Below are 20,716 nucleotides of genomic sequence, written 5' to 3'. Positions count from 1 at the left end.
TTATGGCGAAAGAATTTGGTCGCCCTCAGCGCGTAGCGCAGGAAATGCAGAAAGAGATCGCACTCATTCTGCAACGTGAAATTAAAGACCCGCGCGTCGGCATGATGACCACCGTTTCCGGTGTCGAAATGTCCCGCGATTTGGCCTATGCAAAAGTGTTCGTCACCTTCCTGAACGATCAGGACGAAGCGGCAGTGAAAAACGGCATTAAAGCGTTGCAGGAAGCCTCTGGTTTCATCCGCTCCCTGCTTGGCAAAGCGATGCGCCTGCGTATCGTGCCTGAGCTGACCTTCTTCTACGACAACTCGCTGGTCGAAGGTATGCGTATGTCCAACCTGGTGACCAGCGTGGTTAAACATGACGACGAGCGTCGTGTTAACCCGGCGGACGACAGCAAGGAGGACTAATGAGTCGTCCTCGTCGTCGCGGTCGCGACGTGCATGGTGTGCTGCTGCTGGATAAACCCCAGGGCGCTTCCAGCAACGACGTGCTGCAGAAAGTTAAGCGTATTTATAACGCCAACCGTGCGGGCCACACCGGCGCGCTCGATCCGCTGGCAACCGGCATGCTGCCGGTCTGCCTGGGAGAGGCGACAAAGTTTTCCCAGTACCTGCTCGACTCCGATAAGCGCTACCGCGTTATCGCTAAGCTGGGCCAGCGCACGGATACCTCCGACGCGGATGGCCAGGTGGTGGAAGAGCGTCCGGTGACGTTCAGCGCGGAACAGCTTGATGCTGCGCTGGAGAGCTTCCGTGGAGACACGATGCAGGTGCCGTCGATGTATTCGGCGCTGAAATATCAGGGCAAGAAGCTCTACGAATATGCGCGCCAGGGCATTGATGTCCCGCGTGAAGCCCGTCCGATAACCGTGTATGAGCTGCTGTTTATTCGCCACGAAGGCGATGAGCTGGAGCTGGAAGTACACTGTTCGAAAGGGACCTATATTCGCACCATCATCGACGACCTCGGTGAAAAGCTGGGCTGCGGTGCGCATGTGATTTACCTGCGCCGTCTGGCGGTAAGCAAGTACCCGGTGGAGCGGATGGTGACCCTGGAACATCTGCGCGAGCTGGTAGAACAGGCGGAAGCGCAGGGGATCGCGCCGGCAGATTTGCTGGATCCCTTGCTGATGCCGATGGACAGTCCGGCAGCGGACTTCCCGGTTGTTAATCTTCCTTTAACATCGTCCGTTTACTTTAAGAACGGCAACCCGGTTCGTACGGCGGAAGCGCCGCTGGAGGGACTGGTACGCGTGACCGAAGGTGACGAAGGGAAATTCATCGGTATGGGCGAAATGGATGGCGAAGGGCGCGTTGCGCCGCGTCGTCTGGTCGTCGAATATCCGGTCGACGCGTGACGGTGGTAACGGCTCACCTTGCGATAAGCAGGGGAGACGAGTAGAATATCGCCGCTTAACGCCTGGTAAATTGTTTAACAATCTGCGGGGCGTACATGGGATTGCTGAATTAGAGATCGGCATCCTTACATTCTTTATACTTTGGAGTTTGAAAATGTCTCTAAGCGTTGAAGCTAAAGCTAAAATCGTTTCTGAGTTTGGTCGTGGTACTAACGACAGCGGTTCTACTGAAGTTCAGGTTGCACTGCTGACTGCACAGATTAACCACCTGCAGGGTCACTTTGCAGAGCACAAAAAAGATCACCACAGCCGTCGTGGTCTGCTGCGTATGGTTTCTCAGCGTCGTAAACTGCTCGACTACCTGAAACGTAAAGATGTTGCACGCTACACCGCGCTGATCGAGCGTCTGGGTCTGCGTCGCTAATTCTTGCGAGTTTCAGAAAAGGGGGCCTGATGGCCCCTTTTTTCAACCAGACGGCAGCAATTCACTGGAAACTATTGTATTGTTGCTATAAATGATCTTCATTGCAGAGGTTCGCGCGGCTAATGAGAGGCTTCACCCATGGGGGTGTTGGTTGTCATTAGTCGCGAGGATGCGAAGAAGGTCGGGTTAAATCGACAGCACACCGGTGGTGTGCTGTCAAACATTTAAGAAAGGACAGAACTTTGCTGAATCCGATCGTTCGTAAATTCCAGTATGGTCAACATACCGTCACGCTGGAAACCGGCATGATGGCACGTCAGGCTACTGCTGCCGTTATGGTAAGCATGGATGACACTGCGGTATTCGTTACCGTTGTTGGCCAGAAAAAAGCTAAACCAGGTCAGGACTTCTTCCCGCTGACCGTTAACTACCAGGAGCGTACCTACGCTGCCGGTAAAATCCCGGGTGGTTTCTTCCGTCGTGAAGGCCGTCCAAGCGAAGGCGAAACGCTGATTGCGCGTCTGATTGACCGCCCGGTTCGTCCGCTGTTCCCGGAAGGCTTCGTTAACGAAGTACAGGTTATCGCGACCGTTGTTTCCGTTAACCCACAGGTTAACCCGGACATCGTTGCCATGATCGGCGCATCCGCTGCCCTGTCACTGTCTGGTATTCCATTCAATGGCCCAATCGGTGCCGCGCGCGTTGGCTACATCAATGACCAGTACGTGCTGAACCCAACCCAGGAAGAGCTGAAAGAAAGTAAGCTGGACCTGGTTGTTGCGGGTACTGAAGCGGCTGTACTGATGGTTGAATCCGAAGCTGAACTGCTGAGCGAAGACCAGATGCTGGGCGCTGTGGTATTTGGCCACGACCAGCAGCAGATCGTTATCCAGAACATCAACGACCTGGTGAAAGAAGCCGGTAAACCACGTTGGGACTGGCAGCCAGAAGCAGCAAACGACGCGCTGAACGCACGCGTTGCAGCCCTGGCAGAATCTCGTCTGAGCGATGCATACCGCATCACTGACAAGCAGGAGCGTTACGCTCAGGTTGACGTGATCAAGTCTGAGACTATCTCGACGCTGGTTGCTGAAGACGAAGCGCTGGATGCTAACGAACTGAGCGACATCCTGCACGCTATCGAGAAAAACGTTGTTCGTAGCCGTGTACTGGCAGGCGAGCCGCGTATCGATGGCCGCGAAAAAGACATGATCCGTGGTCTGGATGTGCGTACTGGCGTTCTGCCACGTACTCACGGTTCCGCGCTGTTCACCCGTGGCGAAACGCAGGCGCTGGTTACCGCGACCCTGGGTACTGCACGTGACGCACAGATCATCGACGAACTGATGGGCGAGCGCACTGACAGCTTCCTGTTCCACTACAACTTCCCTCCGTACTCCGTAGGCGAAACCGGTATGGTTGGCTCGCCGAAGCGTCGTGAAATTGGTCACGGTCGTCTGGCGAAGCGCGGCGTGCTGGCAGTAATGCCAGAAGCTGACAAGTTCCCGTACACCGTTCGTGTGGTTTCTGAAATCACCGAATCCAACGGTTCTTCTTCCATGGCTTCCGTGTGTGGTGCTTCTCTGGCGCTGATGGATGCAGGCGTGCCAATCAAAGCCGCCGTTGCGGGTATCGCAATGGGCCTGGTGAAAGAAGGCGACAACTTCGTTGTTCTGTCTGACATTCTGGGTGACGAAGACCACCTGGGTGATATGGACTTCAAAGTAGCGGGTTCCCGCGAAGGTATCTCTGCGCTGCAGATGGATATCAAAATTGAAGGTATCACCAAAGAGATCATGCAGGTTGCTCTGAACCAGGCTAAAGGTGCTCGTCTGCACATCCTGGGCGTGATGGAACAGGCGATTAACGCGCCGCGTGGCGACATTTCTCAGTTCGCTCCACGTATCCACACCATCAAGATCAACCCAGATAAGATCAAAGATGTTATCGGTAAGGGCGGTTCCGTAATCCGTGCGCTGACCGAAGAGACTGGCACCACGATCGAAATCGAAGATGACGGTACTGTGAAGATCGCAGCAACCGACGGCGAGAAAGCGAAATTCGCGATCCGTCGCATCGAAGAAATCACGGCAGAGATCGAAGTGGGCCGCGTCTACGCAGGTAAAGTGACCCGTATCGTTGACTTTGGCGCGTTCGTTGCCATCGGTGGCGGTAAAGAAGGTCTGGTTCACATCTCTCAGATCGCTGACAAGCGCGTTGAGAAAGTGACCGATTACCTGCAGATGGGTCAGGAAGTACCGGTGAAAGTTCTGGAAGTTGATCGCCAGGGCCGTATCCGTCTGAGCATTAAAGAAGCAACCGAGCAGTCTCAGCCAGCTGCTGCGCCAGAAGCACAGGCAGCAGAACAGCAAGGCGAGTAAGTTGCCATTTGCCCTCCGTTTTGCGGAGGGCCTATTATCAGGCAGGACGCCTTGTTAAGCCGCCGGGGGACAGGACGTTCATCCAATAGTTGTCTTCGGGAGTGGGAAATGAAGCCTTTTTTGCGCTGGTGTTTCGTTGCGACAGCTTTAACGCTGGCAGGATGCAGCAACTCTGCCTGGCGTAAGAGCGAAGTCCTCGCAGTGCCATTGCAACCGACTTTGCAGCAGGAAGTGATTCTGGCACGCATGGAACAAATACTTGCCAGTCGGGCTTTAACCGATGAAGAACGCGCACAGCTTTTATATGAGCGCGGAGTGTTGTATGATAGTCTCGGTCTGAGGGCATTGGCGCGAAATGATTTTTCACAAGCGCTGGCTATCCGACCTGATATGCCTGAAGTATTCAATTACTTAGGCATTTATTTAACGCAGGCAGGCAATTTTGATGCTGCCTATGAAGCGTTTGATTCTGTACTTGAGCTTGATCCAACTTACAACTACGCGCACTTGAATCGCGGTATCGCATTGTATTACGGCGGTCGTGATAAGTTAGCGCAAGATGATCTGCTGGCGTTTTATCAAGACGATCCTAATGATCCTTTCCGTAGCCTGTGGCTTTACATCGTTGAGCGGAAGCTCGATGAGAAGCAGGCAAAAGAGGCACTGAAACAGCGCTTCGATAAATCGGACAAGGAACAGTGGGGATGGAACATTGTCGAGTTCTACCTGGGCAACATTAGCGAAGCAACGCTGATGGAACGCCTCAAGGCGGACGCAACGGATAACACCTCGCTCGCTGAGCATCTCAGTGAAACCAACTTCTATTTAGGTAAGTACTACCTAAGTCTGGGGGATATGGACAGCGCTACGGCACTGTTCAAATTAGCGGTTGCTAACAACGTACACAACTTCGTTGAGCACCGTTATGCATTGTTGGAATTATCGCTCTTGGGCCAGGAGCATGACGACCTGGCAGAATCGGACCAGCAATAGCTGACGACATAAACATCAGCCCGTAATCTTTTGATTGCCATCACCTTAACTGGTGAGGGCGTTGTTGTTCGTCAATACACCTACTTTGAGCCGGTTCACACTTTTCAATGAAAATTGCTAATCATTTTCACGATGAGCTAAGTAGACTGGCCGCCATTAATATCGAGGCACTTGTACTACATGGCTGAATTCGAAACCACTTTTGCAGATCTGGGCCTGAAGGCTCCTATCCTTGAAGCCCTTAACGATCTGGGTTACGAAAAACCATCTCCGATCCAGGCTGAGTGTATCCCACACCTGCTTTCTGGTCGTGACGTGCTGGGCATGGCCCAGACTGGTAGCGGTAAAACTGCAGCATTCTCGCTGCCGCTGTTGAACAACATTGATCCGGACCTGCGTGCACCGCAGATCCTCGTCCTGGCTCCAACCCGTGAACTGGCTGTTCAGGTTGCAGAAGCCATGACGGAATTCTCTAAACATATGCGCGGCGTAAACGTGGTAGCCCTGTACGGCGGCCAGCGTTATGACGTGCAGTTACGCGCCCTGCGCCAGGGCCCACAGATTGTTGTCGGTACGCCGGGCCGTCTGCTGGATCACCTGAAGCGCGGTACTCTGGACCTCTCTAAACTGAGCGGCCTGGTACTGGATGAAGCAGATGAAATGCTGCGTATGGGCTTCATCGAAGACGTCGAAACCATCATGGCGCAGATCCCGGACGGTCATCAGACCGCGCTGTTCTCTGCCACCATGCCTGAAGCGATTCGTCGTATCACCAAGCGCTTCATGAAAGATCCTCAGGAAGTGCGTATTCAGTCCAGCGTAACCACTCGCCCGGACATCAGCCAGAGCTACTGGTCTGTGTACGGCATGCGCAAAAACGAAGCGCTGGTACGTTTCCTGGAAGCAGAAGATTTTGATGCGGCGATTATCTTCGTTCGTACCAAAAACGCGACCCTGGAAGTGGCTGAAGCCCTGGAGCGTAGCGGCTACAACAGCGCAGCGCTGAACGGCGACATGAACCAGGCCCTGCGTGAGCAGACTCTGGAGCGTCTGAAAGACGGTCGTCTGGATATCCTGATTGCAACCGACGTGGCAGCACGTGGTCTGGACGTTGAGCGTATCAGCCTGGTTGTAAACTACGACATCCCGATGGATTCCGAGTCTTACGTTCACCGTATCGGCCGTACCGGTCGTGCGGGTCGTGCTGGCCGCGCGCTGCTGTTCGTTGAGAACCGCGAGCGTCGTCTGCTGCGTAACATTGAACGCACCATGAAGCTGACCATTCCAGAAGCTGACCTGCCAAACGCAGAGCTGCTGGGCAAACGCCGTCTGGAAAAATTCGCCGCGAAAGTACAGCAGCAGCTGGAAAGCAGCGATCTGGATCAGTATCGCGCGCTGCTGTCGCAGATTCAGCCTGTTGCTGAAGGCGAAGAGCTGGACATGGAAACCCTGGCCGCAGCACTGCTGAAAATGGCTCAGGGTGAACGTAGCCTGATCGTGCCACCAGATGCGCCGATGCGTCCTAAGCGTGAATTCCGTGACCGTGACGATCGCTTTGAACGTCGTGGCGACCGTAATGACCGTGGCCCACGCGGTGACCGTCCAGAGCGTGGTGGTGAAGACCGTCCACGTCGTGAACGTCGTGACGCGGGTGACATGGAACTGTACCGCATTGAAGTGGGCCGTGATGATGGCGTTGAAGTTCGTCACATCGTTGGCGCGATCGCTAACGAAGGCGACATCAGCAGCCGTTACATCGGTAACATCAAGCTGTTCGCATCTCACTCCACCATCGAGCTGCCAAAAGGCATGCCGGGCGAAGTGCTGCAGCACTTTACGCGTACCCGCATCCTGAACAAGCCGATGAACATGCAGCTGATGGGTGATGCACAGCCACGCCCTGACCGCGGTGGTGAACGTCGTGGCGGTGGTCGCAGCTTCGGTGGCGAGCGTCGTGAAGGCGGCCGCAGCGAAGGTCGCGGTGGTGAAGGTCGTCGTTTCTCCGGCGAGCGTCGCGAAAACCGTGGCCCACGTCGTGAAGAAGGCACCAGCCGCCGTCGTTTCGGTGACGCGTAAGCCTTTCGCTTCTGACGTAAAGTAAAATATACAGCCCCGATATACGTTATCGGGGCTTTTTTTATTCCTTTTGTACTCTTGTACTGGTACAGTGCGTCACATTAAAATGCAGAACCGCATGATTGACTGGAGAAAAGGCTGTATGGCGACACTAACCACCACCCAAACGTCACCCTCGCTGCTTGGCGGCGTGGTGATCATCGGCGGAACCATTATAGGTGCCGGGATGTTTTCCCTGCCCGTGGTCATGTCCGGTGCGTGGTTCTTCTGGTCGCTGGCGGCGCTGGTCTTTACCTGGTTCTGCATGCTCCATTCCGGGCTGATGATCCTTGAGGCAAACCTGAACTACCGCATTGGCTCCAGCTTCGACACCATCACCAAAGATCTGCTGGGTAAAGGCTGGAACCTGGTGAACGGGCTGTCCATCGCGTTTGTGCTCTATATCCTGACCTACGCGTATATTTCGGCGAGCGGCTCGATTCTGCATCACACCTTCTCGGAGATGTCGCTGAACGTTCCGGCGCGTCTGGCTGGGTTGTGCTTTGCGCTGGCTGTGGCGTTTATCGTCTGGATGAGTACCAAAGCGGTGAGCCGCATGACGGCGATTGTATTAGGCGCTAAGGTCATCACCTTCTTCCTGACCTTCGGCAGCCTTCTGGGGCACGTGACGCCCGCCACGCTGTTTAACGTTGCCGAAGTGAACACCTCCTACACGCCGTACCTGCTGATGACGCTGCCGTTCTGTCTGGCGTCGTTCGGTTACCACGGTAACGTGCCGAGCCTGATGAAGTACTACGGCAAAGATCCCCGCACCATTGTGAAGTGTCTGGTCTACGGCACGCTGCTGGCGCTGGGTCTGTATGTTATTTGGCTGCTGGGGACGATGGGCAACATCCCGCGTCCGGAATTTATCGGCATTGCCCAGAAGGGCGGTAACATCGACGTGCTGGTGCAGGCGCTGAGCGGCGTGCTGAACAGCCGCAGCCTGGATCTGCTGCTGGTTATCTTCTCTAACTTTGCGGTGGCGAGTTCTTTCCTGGGCGTGACGCTGGGCCTGTTTGACTATCTGGCGGATCTGTTCGGCTTTGATGATTCTGCGATGGGGCGTTTAAAAACTGCGCTGCTGACCTTCCTGCCGCCGATTGTGGGCGGCCTGCTGTGGCCGAACGGCTTCCTGTACGCCATCGGTTATGCAGGGCTGGCGGCAACTATCTGGGCGGCGATTGTGCCGGCGCTGTTGGCGCGCAAATCACGTAAACGCTTCGGCAGCCCAAAATTCCGCGTCTGGGGCGGTAAGCCGATGATTGCGCTGATTCTGGTATTCGGCGTTGGTAACGCACTGGTACACGTGTTGTCGAGTTTTAACCTGTTGCCCGTTTATCAGTAAAACGAGGGGTTGACCCCCTCACCCCGGCCCTCTCCCATAGGGAGAGGGAGAAAAGCAAAAAACTACCCCACCAACTCCTCTTTCACCTGCATCGCCAGTTCAAACGAATGCAAACGCGCCTGGTGATCGAAAATCTGGCCGTTAACCATAATCTCATCCGCCTGCGTTTCGCGCAGCACCGCGTCCAGCCCGTGACGCACTTTCGCCTTATCGCCAACCAGCGACATGCTCAGGGCCTGCTGCACGCCATACTGCTCGGAGGCGGACCACAGCTGATGCATATTCTCCACCGGCGGCGGAAGCTGCCCCGTCTCACCGCGACGCAGCTTCACAAAAGCCTGCTGCATTGAGGTAAACAGGAATTCCGCGTCGCGATTGCTGTCGGCCGCAACGATGTTGATACACACCATTGCGTACGGCTTCTCAAGACGCTCGGACGGTTTGAAGTTCGTTCGGTAAAGATGCAGCGCCTGATGCAGCATATCCGGTGCAAAGTGGGAGGCAAACGCAAACGGCAGCCCAAGCTGCGCGGCGAGCTGTGCGCTGTAGAGGCTTGATCCCAACAGCCACACCGGGATCTTCTCACCGTAGCCCGGCACCGGGCGCACGTGCGGGTTCGGATCGCGCGCGTCGAACCAGTCCACCAGCTCGGCCACATCGCGCGGGAAGTTGTCGATATCGCCGCTCATATGGCGACGCAGGGCGCGCATGGTTGGCTGATCGCTGCCCGGCGCACGACCAAGACCCAAATCAATACGCCCCGGATAGAGGGTATTCAGGGTGCCAAACTGCTCGGCAATCACCAGCGGGGCGTGGTTCGGCAGCATCACGCCGCCGGAGCCCAGGTGTAGCGTGGTGGTGTTTGCCGCCAGATAGCCGATCAAAACCGAGGTGGCGGCGCTGGCTATGCCAACCATATTGTGGTGCTCGGCCAGCCAGTAGCGGTGATAGCCACGCTTTTCGGCCAGCTGAGCCAGATCCAGAGAGTGCGAAAAGGCTTCTCTTGCCGAGGAGCCCTGAGGGATCGGCGCCAGATCCAGCACCGAAAACGGAATGGTTTTGTCAGTCATAACAGCTCACTTTGTCGACGGTCAATCTTTAATACTGCATTAAAAAATGATAACCGTTGTTAACAAAGTGAGCCTTTTTTACGCCTGAAGTTCCAGCCCGGCGAGACGTCTCCAGTAGCCGTTGCAGTCGCTGTTTGCCGTCAGCGGCAGCGGAGCGGCGCCGTTTTCATTGGCGCGGAAGGCGTCCAGCATCGCGAACACGCCGGTATCCAGCGGTGACAGACGCACCATGTCCACCAGCCCGTCCATCGACGCCAGCTCGTTGCCGAGGTTATAGACATAGCCGCTCATGGTCTGAATACCGTTGAGGACAAATACCTGCTGATTCTCCTGCGACAGCATGCTGCGTCCGTTCGGGTACTTGATGCAGCAGGTTTCGCATTCGTCTTTCGGGCGGTCTTCCGAGCGCGCGGTGAAGCAGCGGGCGGAGTAGGCCAGCGGCAGATGGCCGTAGCTCAGCACTTCCACTTCAAACTGATTGCGAATGCCCAGCTCGTCGCACTGTTTAAGCAGGTTTGCCAGCCAGTCGCGGGAGAGCTCTACCGGCATGCACCAGCGCGTCATTCCCTGTTTGAGCAGCAGGCGCAGGGTTACGGCGTTGTAGCAGTTCAGGGCATGGCCCGCGACAAACGGCAGCTTGCGTTCAGCGCACATGTTCACCACGCCCAGATCGCTCGCTTCCAGCAGGAACTCGCCGTTTTCAACGTAGCGCTTCAGCTCGCCCAGTTCGGACGACGCCTGCACAAGCGCGAGCGTGGAGAGCACTACCTGCTTGCCGCTTCCGGCCAGGCCTTTCGCCATATCCAGCCAGTCGCCCACTTTTGTGGCGCGGCGCTTGCTGCACACCGCTTCGCCGAGGTAAATCACGTCGGCGCTGCTGGTCGCGGCCTGTTGGTAAAAATCTTCCAGCGTCCCTTTTGGCCAGTAGTAGAGCACCGGTCCTAATGAATATTTCATGATGATCTCACTGCCATTTACGGTGATACGCGCCAAGCGTGGTTTGTGTGCCTTCGGACATCGAACCAAGCGTTTCCATCCAGGCCTGCTGTGGAGCGTAGTTCTGCGGATCCGCCATGCAGCGGTCAATGGCCTGACGCCACACTTTCGCTACCTGGCTCACGTAGGCCGGGCTACGCTGACGTCCTTCGATTTTCACCGAGGCAATATTGGCCGCCAGCAGTTCCGGCAGTAGCTCCAGCGTGTTGAGGCTGGTCGGCTCCTCCAGCGCGTGATAGCGCTCGCCGTCGACCAGATAGCGGCCTTTACACAGGGTAGGATAACCGGCGTTTTCCCCGTCCTGGTAGCGGTCGATCAGCACCTCATTCAGGCGGGATTCCAGCCCCTGTGGGGTTTGCTGCCAGCGGACAAAGCGGGCAGGAGAGCAGGCCCCGACGGTATTCGGCGATTCACCGGTTAAATAAGAGGAAAGATAGCAACGGCCTTCAGCCATGATGCACAGGCTGCCAAAGGCAAAAACCTCCAGCGGCACTGGCGTGACGCGCGCGAGTTGCTTAACCTGATGAATAGAGAGCACACGCGGCAGCACCACGCGGGCCACGTCAAAGTGTTGATGATAAAAACGCACCGCCTCTTCGTTGGTGGCAGATGCCTGAACAGAGACGTGGCGCTCAATATGGGGATAGCGTTCTGCCGCATACTCAAGCATGGCGAGATCGGCCAGGATCAGCGCATCGGCACCCAGCTGTGCCGCCATATCCACCGCGCGCTGCCAGCGGGCGTAGCCGTCAGGATGAGCAAAGGTATTGATGGCGATATGCAGCTTGCGGCGGTGCTGGTGAACGAAGTTAACGGCTTCCTGAAGCTTTTTCTCCGTAAAGTTGAGGCCAGCAAAATGGCGGGCGTTGGTATCATCTTTCAGCCCGATATAGACCGCATCGGCCCCATTTTCGATGGCCGCCTTAAGCGCCGGAAGGTTTCCGGCAGGGCAGAGCAGCTCCATAATTTATCCTGATGTAGTCGATCGCAAAATTGTTAACGAGCTGGGATTTTAATTAACCCATACGCGACAATTTTTGATTTAAGGCAGCTAATGGCGTATTGATGACACCAATAATGAGGTACGGCTGACGACGGTTTGTTGATTTACGCCGCTATGTTGTGCTTCGGATATGGCAAAATAGCAGGACTATAGATATCAGGGAGTAAAGCTCGTGCTGGATAAACTGCGTTCACGTCTCGTACAATTTGGACCATCAATGCTGAGCGTGCCGGTCAAGCTGGCGCCGTTCGCGCTAAAACGCCAGGTGCTGGAGCAGGTCCTGAGCTGGCAGTTCCGCCAGGCGCTGCAGGACGGCGAGCTGGAATTCCTGGAAGGCCGCTGGTTAAGCATTGAGGTGCGTGACATCGGGCTGCGCTGGTTTACCTCCGTTGAGAATGACCAGCTGATCGTACGCGAATCCGCCGACGCGGACGTAAGCTTTAGCGCCAACGCCAGCGATCTGCTGATGATCGCCGCGCGCAAGCAGGATCCGGATACGCTCTTCTTCCAGCGCCGTCTGGTGATTGAAGGCGACACGGAGCTGGGCCTGTACGTGAAGAATTTAATGGATGCCATTGAGCTGGAGCAGATGCCGAAAGGGCTGCGCGTGATGTTAATGCAAATGGCAGATTTCGTTGAGGCCGGGCTGAAAACCCCGCCGGACGGTAAACACACTTCAGTAGGTGAGCCATGCTGATTCGAGTCGAAATTGGGATTGATGCGCCGGGGATCGATGCGTTGTTACGCCGTGCCTTTGCGAGCGATGCCGAAGCCCAACTGGTCCACGACCTTCGCGAAGACGGCCTGATTACGCTGGGGCTGGTTGCCACCGATGACGAAGGTCAGGTGGTGGGCTATGTTGCCTTCAGTCCGGTCATCGTTCAGGGCGAAGAGCTGCAGTGGGTCGGCATGGCGCCGCTGGCGGTAGATGAAAGCTATCGCGGGCAGGGTCTGGCGCGCCAGCTGGTCTATGAAGGGCTGGATTCGCTCAATGAGTTTGGCTATGCCGCCGTTGTCACGCTGGGCGATCCGGCGTTCTATGGCCGTTTAGGCTTTGAGCAGGCCGCGCATTACGATCTGCGCTGTCGCTGGCCGGGTACGGAATCCGCTTTCCAGGTCCACCGTCTGGCGGACGACGCGCTCAACGGCGTCAACGGCCTGGTCGAGTATCACGACCATTTCAATCGCTTTTAATCAGGCTCTCGCGTAGCGCCTCAAAGGAGCCGTCTCCGGTCACGAGGCGCTCTTTCTGGCGCTTCGTCAGCTGCTTGATGCGGTATTCCAGCCTGAGCGCCAGCGAACGGTCGCCGACGGCCGCTGAGAAGGCGAGCTGTAATTCCCCTTTCCCCCGCAGCGCTTTTGCCCCTTTTCCCGTTTGATGTTGTAAAAAACGCCGCGCCACATCGGTGGTGATCCCGGTGTAGAGTGCGTTATCAGCGGTTCGGACAAGATAGAGAAACCAGCACACGGTAAACGGATTCAGTATGTTAAGGTGAACGCACCATAGCATGAGAGAGAACGAAAATGGAAACACTGGCCGCCATTAACCGCTGGCTGGCAAAGCAGCATGTTGTCACCTGGTGCGTCTATGACGAGGGGGAGATGTGGTGCGCAAATGCATTTTACTACTACGATCCTGAGCGCGTGGCTTTTTATGTCATGAGCGAAGACAAAACGCGGCATGCGCAGATGACCGGCCAGCAGGCAAAGGTGGCGGGGACGGTAAACGGCCAGCCGAAAACGGTCGCGCTGATCCGCGGCGTGCAGTTTAAAGGGGAGATCCGTCGTCTGGATGGTGAAGAGAGCGACGCGCGCCGTAAGCTCTACACGCGACGCTTTCCCGTTGCCGCTGCGCTAAAAGCCCCGGTGTGGGAAATCCGCCTTGATGAGGTGAAATTTACCGACAACACCCTGGGCTTTGGCAAGAAACTGCACTGGTTACGCGCCGAGCAGGCGTAGCGCTTCGCGGTTAAACGCCGGGAGATCGTCCGGGGTCCGGCTGGTGATCAGCTGGTCTTTGTCGTTGACCACCTCCTGATCGTAAAACTCGGCCCCCGCATTTTTCAGATCGATAACGATCGGTTTCACGGCGGTAAGCTTACGCCCGCGGACCACGTCTGCGCTGATGAGCAGCTGCGGGCCGTGGCAGATGGCAAAGACCGGTTTGCCGGTGGAGACAAAGTCCCGGGTGAAGGTCACGAAGCGCTCGTCCCCGCGCAGGGAATCCGGGGAATGGCCGCCGGGTAACAGCAGAGCGTCGAAATCTGAGGGACTCACGTTATCGATGGTCTCATCGATGGTTACGGTCGCCTCGCCCTTATGGCCTGTCACCGTTTTACCCGCCTCTTTCTCAATGGTGATGACCTCATGTCCCGCCTTGCGGAACGCCTCTGCTGGAGAGGTGAATTCTGAATCTTCAAACTCGTCGGTAATCAAGACTGCGATTTTCTTGCCCATGCTTCCTCCGTTGTTTTGGCTTCAGACTGATTTTTCTCCGCTTGTGGTAAATACTTACCCGTAACAGACTTCTAAGTGTGGTCGACGACGCTGAGTTCGCAAACGGACAATTCTGTAAAGGGGAAAAGATGAGTCAGGTATTGATTACAGGTGCTACCGGGTTAGTGGGCGATCATCTGCTGCGGCTGCTGATTCAGGATCGCCGCGTGAACTATATCGCCGCACCGACGCGTCGACCGCTGGCGGACATATCCGGCGTCTTTAATCCGCACGATCCTCAGCTGACCGACGCGCTGGCGCAGGTGCAGGATCCCATTGATATCGCCTTTTGCTGTCTGGGCACCACGCGGCGGGAGGCGGGCAGCAAAGAGGCATTTATCCACGCCGACTATACACTGGTGGTGGATACCGCGCTCACGGCGAAAAAGCTGGGGGCCAAACATTTTCTGGTGGTCAGCGCGCTGGGCGCCAGTGCCGGATCGCCTTTCTTCTACAACAAGGTGAAGGGCAAGATGGAGGATGCGCTGATTGCGCAGAAATGGGAGCAGCTGACGATTGTGCGCCCTTCGATGCTGATCGGCCACCGGGACGAACGCCGGTTTAACGAGTCGATATTTGCCCCGCTGTTTCGCATTCTTCCCGGCAACTGGAAATCCATCGAGGCACGGGACGTCGCGCGCGCGATGTTAAAAGAGGGGCTGGCCCCGTCGAAAGCGGGCGTAAACATTATCCCTTCGGCAAAACTGCGTGAAATCGCGCAGGGCGAGGCGTAAACTCCCCCGGCTAATAACCTAATACTCTCCGGGGAATGCTATGACTGGTCAGTCTTCATCTCAGGCGGCAACACCTGTTCAGTGGTGGAAGCCCGCACTCTTCTTTCTCGTGGTCATTGTTGGCCTCTGGTACGTGAAATGGCAGCCGTACTACGGCAAAGCCTTCACCGCCGCCGAAACGCACAGCATCGGTAAATCTATTCTCGCTCAGGCTGAATCCAGCCCGCTTCAGGCGGCGTGGGACTACGCCATGGTCTACTTCCTTGCCGTCTGGAAGGCCGCCGTCTTAGGCGTGATCCTGGGGTCACTGATTCAGGTGCTTATCCCGCGCTACTGGCTGGTGAAAACCCTCGGGCAGCCGCGCTTTCAGGGCACGCTGCTGGGGACGATTTTCTCGCTGCCGGGCATGATGTGTTCCTGCTGCGCCGCGCCCGTGGCCGCAGGTATGCGCCGTCAGCGCGTGTCGATGGGCGGCGCGCTGGCGTTCTGGATGGGGAACCCGCTGCTCAACCCGGCAACGCTGGTGTTTATGGGCTTTGTGCTGGGCTGGCATTTTGCGTTCATCCGTCTGGTCGCCGGGCTACTGACCGTACTGGTGGTGGCGACGCTGGTGCAAAAATGGGTGAAGGACACCGCCGCAGAACCCGCAGCCGTTGAGCTGGACGTCAGCGAGCCGCAGGGGGAATTCTTTGTGCGCTGGGGCAGGGCGCTATGGCAGCTTTTCTGGAGCACCATCCCGGTCTATATCCTGGCGGTACTGGTTCTGGGGGCGGCGCGCGTCTGGCTCTTCCCGCATGCGGATGGCGCTATCGACAACACGCTGATGTGGGTCATTGCGATGGCCGTTGCAGGCTGTCTGTTTGTGATCCCAACGGCGGCGGAGATCCCGATTGTTCAGACCATGATGCTGGCCGGTATGGGCACCGCGCCGGCGCTGGCGCTGCTCATCACGCTGCCTGCGATCAGCCTGCCGTCGCTTATCATGCTGCGTAAGTCGTTCCCGGCGAAAGCGCTGTGGCTGACCGCAGGGCTGGTGGCGCTGAGCGGCGTGATGGTGGGCAGTATTGCGTTGATGTAAAAAAAACCCGGTGGCGCTAGCGCTTACCGGGCCTACAAAAAAATCCCCTCAAGCGAGGGGATTTTTTTATTTAATGTAAGTAAACGCGGTGGTGACGTGCTTCACGCCGCTCACCCGGCTGGCGATATCGGCCGCCGCTTTCCCTTCACGGTCGGTCACCAGACCCAGCAGGAACACTTCGCCGTTTTCAGTCGTCACTTTCACGTTGGAGGATTTCACCTGGTCCGAGCCCAGCAGCTGGGAACGCACTTTGGTGGTGATCCAGGTATCGGAAGAGGCGTCACCCAGGCCAATTGGCTTGCCCTGACGCACTTCGTTAAACACCTCTGTGGTCCCTTCGACGCCCATCGCAATCTGTTTCGCACGAGAGGCGAGCTCCAGATTCGGCGCCTGGCCTGCCAGCAGCACTTTGCCCTGATAAGCCGTCACGTTGATACGCGCTTCTTTCTTGATTTGTTCGTCTTTCGACAGCGCACTGTTGACGCGCAGCTCCAGCGTACCGTCATCCACCTGCGTCCCCACGGAGCGCGGATCGGTTGCCGCTTTGGTGCCCACTGCAGCGGTGCCCACAACGGCCGCAGCGATACATCCCTGAAGCAGTAACGCAGACATAAGGACTGCGAGGGTCGATAAAGCCTTCATAAGAACTCCTTAATCATCCTGGTGAGGGAAAAGCGTGTTATCGATCAAATCACATAAGCAGTTCACCGTGAGCATATGCATCTCCTGAATACGCGCGCTCCGGTGAGAAGGAATGCGGATTTCCACATCCTGCGGCCCAAGCAGACCCGCCAGCTCACCCCCGTCATAGCCGGTTAAGGCCACGATTGTCATGTCGCGGGTGACGGCGGCTTCAACGGCTTTGACAATATCCCGGCTATTGCCGCGCGTGGAGATGGCCAGCAGCACATCTCCGGCGTGACCCAGGGCTCGCACCTGCTTTGCGTAAATTTCGTCATGCAGACGATCGTTAGCAATCGCCGTTAAGACCACATTATCGGTATTAAGTGCAATGGCGGGTAAACTCGGGCGTTCTGTTTCAAAGCGATTGATCATGCTGGCAGCAAAATGCTGTGCGTTGGCGGCTGACGTGCCGTTGCCACAACAGAGGATTTTGTTGCCATTAAGCAGGGATTGCACCAGCGTCATTGCGGCACGCGAGATAGCATCCGGAAGGGCTTCCGCCGCGGCAATCTGAGTCTGGATGCTTTCTGTGAAGCACACTTTAATTCTTTCGAGCACGTTATCCCTTTTAAATCTTAATTATGCGTCTTCGCCAAAAGCGTTTTTAAGCCATTCGATCTCATTTCCGGTGAAGGCTATCACATCGAACCGGCAATCCACAGTATCAAAGCTCCCATTATGGCGGGCAAGCCACAAGTGGGCAGTCTGTAATAATTTATGTTGTTTGGCGAGCGTCACGCTGGCGGCAGCACCGCCAAAACGGGAGGACTGTCGAAAGCGGACTTCTACAAACACGATGACCTGACCGTCTTTCATGATCAGGTCGATTTCGCCGCCGCGCCCGCGGACGTTAGCGGCGATAAAGCGCAGTCCTTTGTCTTCAAGCCAGCGACGCGCCTTTAACTCCCACGCATCGCCGGTCTCTTTACGGCTTAACTGGCCGGGACGATTTGCCCCTGCTGGTATTTGAGCCATGATAACTTCCTGTTGATCACGCAGTCCTGAGTCGCGGTCAGATCGCCGGTGTTGCCGTTAAGCTCAAAGCCCGGCACCTGACGCATCTGGGTAAAGTGGTTCGCCAGCGCCCATGCATCGACACCCATCGCATACAGACGCGCCAGTGAATAATCGTTACGTACGGTACTCAGCGCCTGCTGCATCAGCGCCGGGTTGCTGCCTGCCAGCATCGGGATTTCGCTGTACTGCAGACCATCCATTTCCAGACGGAAATCCGGGCCTGCGGTGCCCTGCGCGCTGCGCGAGCTGGCGTAGAGCGTTGCGCCGCTCTGGCTGCCGTTACGCATCGCGATCATCGGTTTGATAAAGGCGATCTCCTGCGGCGTGGCAACGATATAGGCCGCATCTACTTTACCGCCACCGCTAATCTGCGCATCGGTAGGTGGGGCAGGGATCGTCAGGCCGCCAATCGTCACGCTCTGCTGCTGCGGCAGGCTTGCGGTGACCGGGCTACCGTTAAGCGCGATACCCGCCCCGCCGTTGACGCCCGCGCGCAGTTCAGAGACGGAACCGAATTTCTGCTGCAGCACCACGCCGCCGCCGAGCTTCTGCCACTCATCGGCAAAGGCATTGGCCACGCGATCGCCCAACGCGCTGCGTGGGATGAGCAGCAGCGGAGCCTGCTTACCCTGCTCGTGAATATGGCGCGCCGCATCGCGGGCTTCATCTTCAGGGGAAAGCGCGAAGTAGCAAATATTGGCCCGGTTCTGAACCTGCTCAGGCTGGTTGAGCGCCAGCACGTTCAGCGTGGTATTGCTCTTCATCAGCTCTTCCACGTTGTTTTTCAGCAGCGGACCGACAACGATGCTCGCCCCGTCCTGTTGAACCTGCGCCAGAACCTGATCAAGCGGCTGCGAGCTGGTGTCGTAAATTTTCAACTCAGCGCCCGGGTTGGCGCTGGTGGTTGCCACGGCCTGCGGCTGCGCAGCAGGTTGGGCCGCGGGTTGTGCAGGCTGCGGTTGAGGCTGTTCTGCCGTTGCGTCAGGCGCTGGCGCCGCTTGCGTCTCGGCCGGAACCTGGGTAGCGGGTGCTGTAGTAGCCGGGGCTGCCGCAGCCGGTGCAGCTGTAGTCGAAGGCGTCGTCGGGGCCGTCACCGGGTTTTGCATCGTACCCTGCGCCGGCGCTTGTGCCGTGGTCAGGTCGCTGGTCTCCGCTGCGGACGGGCTGACCACATCATTCACGTTAGCCGCCTGGGCCGCCTGCGCGGGAACCGCGCTGCCGGTTACCGAGGTGGTACCGTTTTTCGCGGCTTCAAAGCCCTGCTGAATGGTACGGCCAAACACCGCCGCCTGGCCGTTGAGCGGCAGAAGCAGAGCGATTTTGCTGGTGGACGCTGGCTTAAAGTTCTGCACGTTCACCAGTTGGGTTGGCAGCATTTTCGCACCCGGGTTTTGCGGGTAGCGCGTCTGCCAGTCCGTAATACCGGCTTTCAGCATCTTTGGATCGCTGCGGTTGTTAAACCACATCTGCTGCAGATCCAGCCAGCCCTGCAGGACATTTTCATCGGCGTTGATGACCAGCGCCTGCGCCTGTTCCTGGGTCATCGAGGCAAGCGCTTGCCAGGTGGCATCGATATTTTTCTGCTTATCGGTACCGCCGAGCAGCGGCTCTTGCGCGACGAGGGCGCGGAGCAGCGTCAGGGAAGGGCGCCCCTGCTCCGCGGTAATGCCCGCCTGCCAGAAGCGAGCCTGCTGATTTTTATCCAGCGCGCTCACGTCAATATCCCCGAGGATCTTCTTCGCGGCGGCGTAATCTTTCAGCGCGACCTTCAGCTCGGCAGAGAGCAGGCTCTGCTCACGACGCTGGGCGTCGTTAAGATCTTTTGGCAACTGGTTAAACAGTTCGGCTGCCTGCTGGGTTTTACCCTCTTTCAGCAGTGCACGAATGGCGAGTAATTGCCAGTTGGTCTTGGTATCATTTGAACTCTGCGACATTTGTTGCAGATAAAAGCCAGAATCAGCCTGAGCAGAACCCTGAAGATGGGCGGTGCTCTGGTCAGGTGCCTGGGTGCCACAGCCTGCAAATATCAGGGCTGCCAGCAGAAGCGGCACGCTGCGCGTGGCTTTTTTTCGAAGAAACGTTAACGGTACCATACTGTATCCAGTGATTTTTTTTACGCAATGCTCAATATTAAATCGGCAATACGGACGAAACAATGAAACAACACGAAACGGCAGATAATTCTCAAGGCCAGCTTTATATTGTACCTACTCCTATCGGGAATTTGTCTGATATTACCCAACGTGCGCTCACCGTACTGCAAGCTGTTGATTTAATTGCTGCTGAAGATACCCGCCACACCGGCCTGCTGCTGCAACATTTCGCGATTAATGCCCGTTTGTTTGCTCTGCACGATCACAATGAGCAACAAAAAGCCGAAACGCTGGTGGCGAAGCTGAAAGAGGGGCAGAACATTGCCCTGGTCTCCGATGCCGGTACGCCGCTGATCAACGATCCCGGCTATCACCTGGTGCGTACCTGTCGTGAAGCCGGTATTCGCGTTGTGCCGCTGCCGGGGCCGTGCGCTGCCATTGCTGCGCTGAGCGCCGCAGGTCTGCCGTCCGACCGTTTCTGCTATGAAGGCTTCCTGCCTGCCAAATCCAAAGGCCGCCGTGACGTGTTAAAAGATCTGGAAGCGGAACCGCGCACCCTGATTTTCTACGAATCCACGCACCGCCTGCTGGAGAGCCTGGAAGATATGGTGACCGTGTGGGGAGAAGCCCGCTACGTGGTGCTGGCGCGCGAGCTGACCAAAACCTGGGAAACCATTCACGGCGCCCCAGTGGGTGAACTGCTGGCGTGGGTGAAGGAAGACGAAAACCGCCGCAAGGGCGAAATGGTGCTGATTGTCGAAGGGCATAAGGCGCAGGAAGACGCGCTACCAGCCGACGCGCTGCGCACGCTGGCGCTGCTGCAGGCGGAACTGCCGCTGAAGAAGGCCGCAGCGCTGGCGGCGGAAATTCACGGCGTGAAGAAAAATGCGCTGTATAAGCATGCGCTGGAGCAGCAGGGGGAGTAAG

The 20,716-nt window shown here is 56.9% G+C and carries 23 protein-coding genes; 14 read left to right on the top strand and 9 right to left on the bottom strand.

Annotated elements, in window-relative coordinates:
- The first annotated feature begins 2 nt into the window (after positions 1-2).
- The 8 genes from rbfA to mtr all read left to right on the top strand — a co-directional run bounded on the left by rbfA (position 3) and on the right by mtr (position 8,618).
- A complete protein-coding gene (gene rbfA, locus SPG90_RS14945) occupies positions 3-407 on the top strand; it encodes a 30S ribosome-binding factor RbfA (protein ID WP_003024988.1) in 405 nt (134 codons plus the stop codon).
- Complete coding sequence (truB, locus tag SPG90_RS14940) at positions 407-1,357, top strand: tRNA pseudouridine(55) synthase TruB (protein ID WP_045355410.1); 951 nt, start codon at positions 407-409, stop codon at positions 1,355-1,357. Before rbfA ends, truB begins: the two co-directional genes overlap by 1 nt.
- Positions 1,358-1,511: 154 nt before the next feature.
- Positions 1,512-1,781, top strand: coding sequence for a 30S ribosomal protein S15 (gene rpsO, locus SPG90_RS14935; protein ID WP_003861789.1), 270 nt, complete (start codon positions 1,512-1,514; stop codon positions 1,779-1,781).
- 242 nt (positions 1,782-2,023) lie between these two features.
- Entirely contained in the window at positions 2,024-4,162 is a 2,139-nt protein-coding gene (gene pnp / locus SPG90_RS14930; protein WP_126303133.1) for a polyribonucleotide nucleotidyltransferase, read from the top strand.
- Between the two features lie 108 nt (positions 4,163-4,270).
- Positions 4,271-5,155, top strand: coding sequence for a lipoprotein NlpI (gene nlpI / locus SPG90_RS14925; protein ID WP_023309331.1), 885 nt, complete (start codon positions 4,271-4,273; stop codon positions 5,153-5,155).
- Positions 5,156-5,262: 107 nt separating this feature from the next.
- A complete protein-coding gene (gene yrbN / locus SPG90_RS14920; protein WP_097397692.1) occupies positions 5,263-5,343 on the top strand; it encodes a protein YrbN in 81 nt (26 codons plus the stop codon).
- Positions 5,336-7,231, top strand: coding sequence for a DEAD/DEAH family ATP-dependent RNA helicase (locus tag SPG90_RS14915; RefSeq protein WP_023309330.1), 1,896 nt, complete (start codon positions 5,336-5,338; stop codon positions 7,229-7,231). Before yrbN ends, SPG90_RS14915 begins: the two co-directional genes overlap by 8 nt.
- Before the next feature lie 142 nt (positions 7,232-7,373).
- On the top strand, positions 7,374-8,618 hold the full coding sequence (gene mtr, locus SPG90_RS14910) for a tryptophan permease (protein WP_045355428.1): 1,245 nt from the start codon (positions 7,374-7,376) through the stop codon (positions 8,616-8,618).
- A gap of 62 nt (positions 8,619-8,680) precedes the next feature.
- Here mtr and SPG90_RS14905 read toward each other — a convergent pair whose 3' ends face one another.
- The 3 genes from SPG90_RS14905 to ubiU all read right to left on the bottom strand — a co-directional run bounded on the left by SPG90_RS14905 (position 8,681) and on the right by ubiU (position 11,648).
- Complete coding sequence (locus tag SPG90_RS14905) at positions 8,681-9,688, bottom strand: luciferase-like monooxygenase (RefSeq protein WP_045355411.1); 1,008 nt, start codon at positions 9,686-9,688, stop codon at positions 8,681-8,683.
- A 78-nt stretch (positions 9,689-9,766) separates the two neighbouring features.
- On the bottom strand, positions 9,767-10,645 hold the full coding sequence (locus tag SPG90_RS14900) for a U32 family peptidase (protein WP_045403510.1): 879 nt from the start codon (positions 10,643-10,645) through the stop codon (positions 9,767-9,769).
- Between the two features lie 7 nt (positions 10,646-10,652).
- Positions 10,653-11,648: a ubiquinone anaerobic biosynthesis protein UbiU gene (gene ubiU, locus SPG90_RS14895; RefSeq protein WP_023309326.1), complete on the bottom strand. Its 996-nt coding sequence runs from the start codon at positions 11,646-11,648 to the stop codon at positions 10,653-10,655.
- Between the two features lie 211 nt (positions 11,649-11,859).
- Between ubiU and ubiT the strand changes: the two genes are divergently transcribed.
- Together ubiT and SPG90_RS14885 are read left to right on the top strand one after the other, a co-directional pair.
- Positions 11,860-12,384 carry a ubiquinone anaerobic biosynthesis accessory factor UbiT gene (ubiT, locus tag SPG90_RS14890; RefSeq protein ID WP_126303132.1) on the top strand — a complete coding sequence of 175 codons (525 nt, stop codon included), beginning with the start codon at positions 11,860-11,862 and terminating at the stop codon, positions 12,382-12,384.
- On the top strand, positions 12,378-12,881 hold the full coding sequence (locus tag SPG90_RS14885; protein WP_023309324.1) for a GNAT family N-acetyltransferase: 504 nt from the start codon (positions 12,378-12,380) through the stop codon (positions 12,879-12,881). The genes ubiT and SPG90_RS14885 overlap by 7 nt, the downstream gene beginning before the upstream one ends.
- Here SPG90_RS14885 and SPG90_RS14880 read toward each other — a convergent pair.
- Positions 12,868-13,197, bottom strand: a complete 330-nt coding sequence (locus SPG90_RS14880) for a GIY-YIG nuclease family protein (protein ID WP_023309323.1) — start codon at positions 13,195-13,197, stop codon at positions 12,868-12,870. The genes SPG90_RS14885 and SPG90_RS14880 overlap by 14 nt on opposite strands.
- Before the next feature lie 14 nt (positions 13,198-13,211).
- Here SPG90_RS14880 and SPG90_RS14875 point away from each other — a divergent pair, with 14 nt between their 5' ends.
- Entirely contained in the window at positions 13,212-13,646 is a 435-nt protein-coding gene (locus SPG90_RS14875; protein ID WP_126303131.1) for a YhbP family protein, read from the top strand.
- Here SPG90_RS14875 and SPG90_RS14870 read toward each other — a convergent pair.
- A complete protein-coding gene (locus SPG90_RS14870; protein ID WP_023309321.1) occupies positions 13,626-14,144 on the bottom strand; it encodes a type 1 glutamine amidotransferase domain-containing protein in 519 nt (172 codons plus the stop codon). The genes SPG90_RS14875 and SPG90_RS14870 overlap by 21 nt on opposite strands.
- 128 nt (positions 14,145-14,272) lie before the next feature.
- Between SPG90_RS14870 and SPG90_RS14865 the strand changes: the two genes are divergently transcribed.
- Together SPG90_RS14865 and SPG90_RS14860 are read left to right on the top strand one after the other, a co-directional pair.
- Positions 14,273-14,917 (top strand): NAD(P)H-binding protein, encoded by a 645-nt coding sequence (locus SPG90_RS14865; protein WP_023309320.1) that lies wholly within the window; start codon positions 14,273-14,275, stop codon positions 14,915-14,917.
- Positions 14,918-14,957: 40 nt separating this feature from the next.
- Complete coding sequence (locus tag SPG90_RS14860; protein ID WP_248162915.1) at positions 14,958-15,995, top strand: permease; 1,038 nt, start codon at positions 14,958-14,960, stop codon at positions 15,993-15,995.
- Between the two features lie 66 nt (positions 15,996-16,061).
- On the opposite strand, the gene dolP is transcribed toward SPG90_RS14860, so the two are convergent.
- From dolP to SPG90_RS14840, 4 genes are read right to left on the bottom strand one after another with little or no spacing between them, the layout of a single operon-like run.
- On the bottom strand, positions 16,062-16,637 hold the full coding sequence (gene dolP, locus SPG90_RS14855; RefSeq protein ID WP_023309318.1) for a division/outer membrane stress-associated lipid-binding lipoprotein: 576 nt from the start codon (positions 16,635-16,637) through the stop codon (positions 16,062-16,064).
- A 9-nt stretch (positions 16,638-16,646) separates the two neighbouring features.
- Entirely contained in the window at positions 16,647-17,237 is a 591-nt protein-coding gene (gene diaA / locus SPG90_RS14850) for a DnaA initiator-associating protein DiaA (protein WP_003861754.1), read from the bottom strand.
- A gap of 21 nt (positions 17,238-17,258) precedes the next feature.
- A complete protein-coding gene (locus SPG90_RS14845; RefSeq protein ID WP_248162914.1) occupies positions 17,259-17,654 on the bottom strand; it encodes a YraN family protein in 396 nt (131 codons plus the stop codon).
- A complete protein-coding gene (locus tag SPG90_RS14840; protein ID WP_322408216.1) occupies positions 17,612-19,789 on the bottom strand; it encodes a penicillin-binding protein activator in 2,178 nt (725 codons plus the stop codon). The genes SPG90_RS14845 and SPG90_RS14840 overlap by 43 nt, the downstream gene beginning before the upstream one ends.
- Positions 19,790-19,851: 62 nt before the next feature.
- Between SPG90_RS14840 and rsmI the strand changes: the two genes are divergently transcribed.
- The gene (rsmI, locus tag SPG90_RS14835; protein ID WP_023309315.1) at positions 19,852-20,715 is read left to right on the top strand and encodes a 16S rRNA (cytidine(1402)-2'-O)-methyltransferase; all 864 of its coding nucleotides are present in this window, start codon (positions 19,852-19,854) and stop codon (positions 20,713-20,715) included.
- Position 20,716 lies beyond the last annotated feature (1 nt).

Source organism: Enterobacter sp. D2 (assembly GCF_034427575.1).
Lineage (GTDB): Bacteria > Pseudomonadota > Gammaproteobacteria > Enterobacterales > Enterobacteriaceae > Enterobacter > Enterobacter cloacae_M.
The sequence above is the reverse complement of the archived record's forward strand: the minus strand, read 5'-3'. Positions and strand labels throughout refer to the sequence as shown.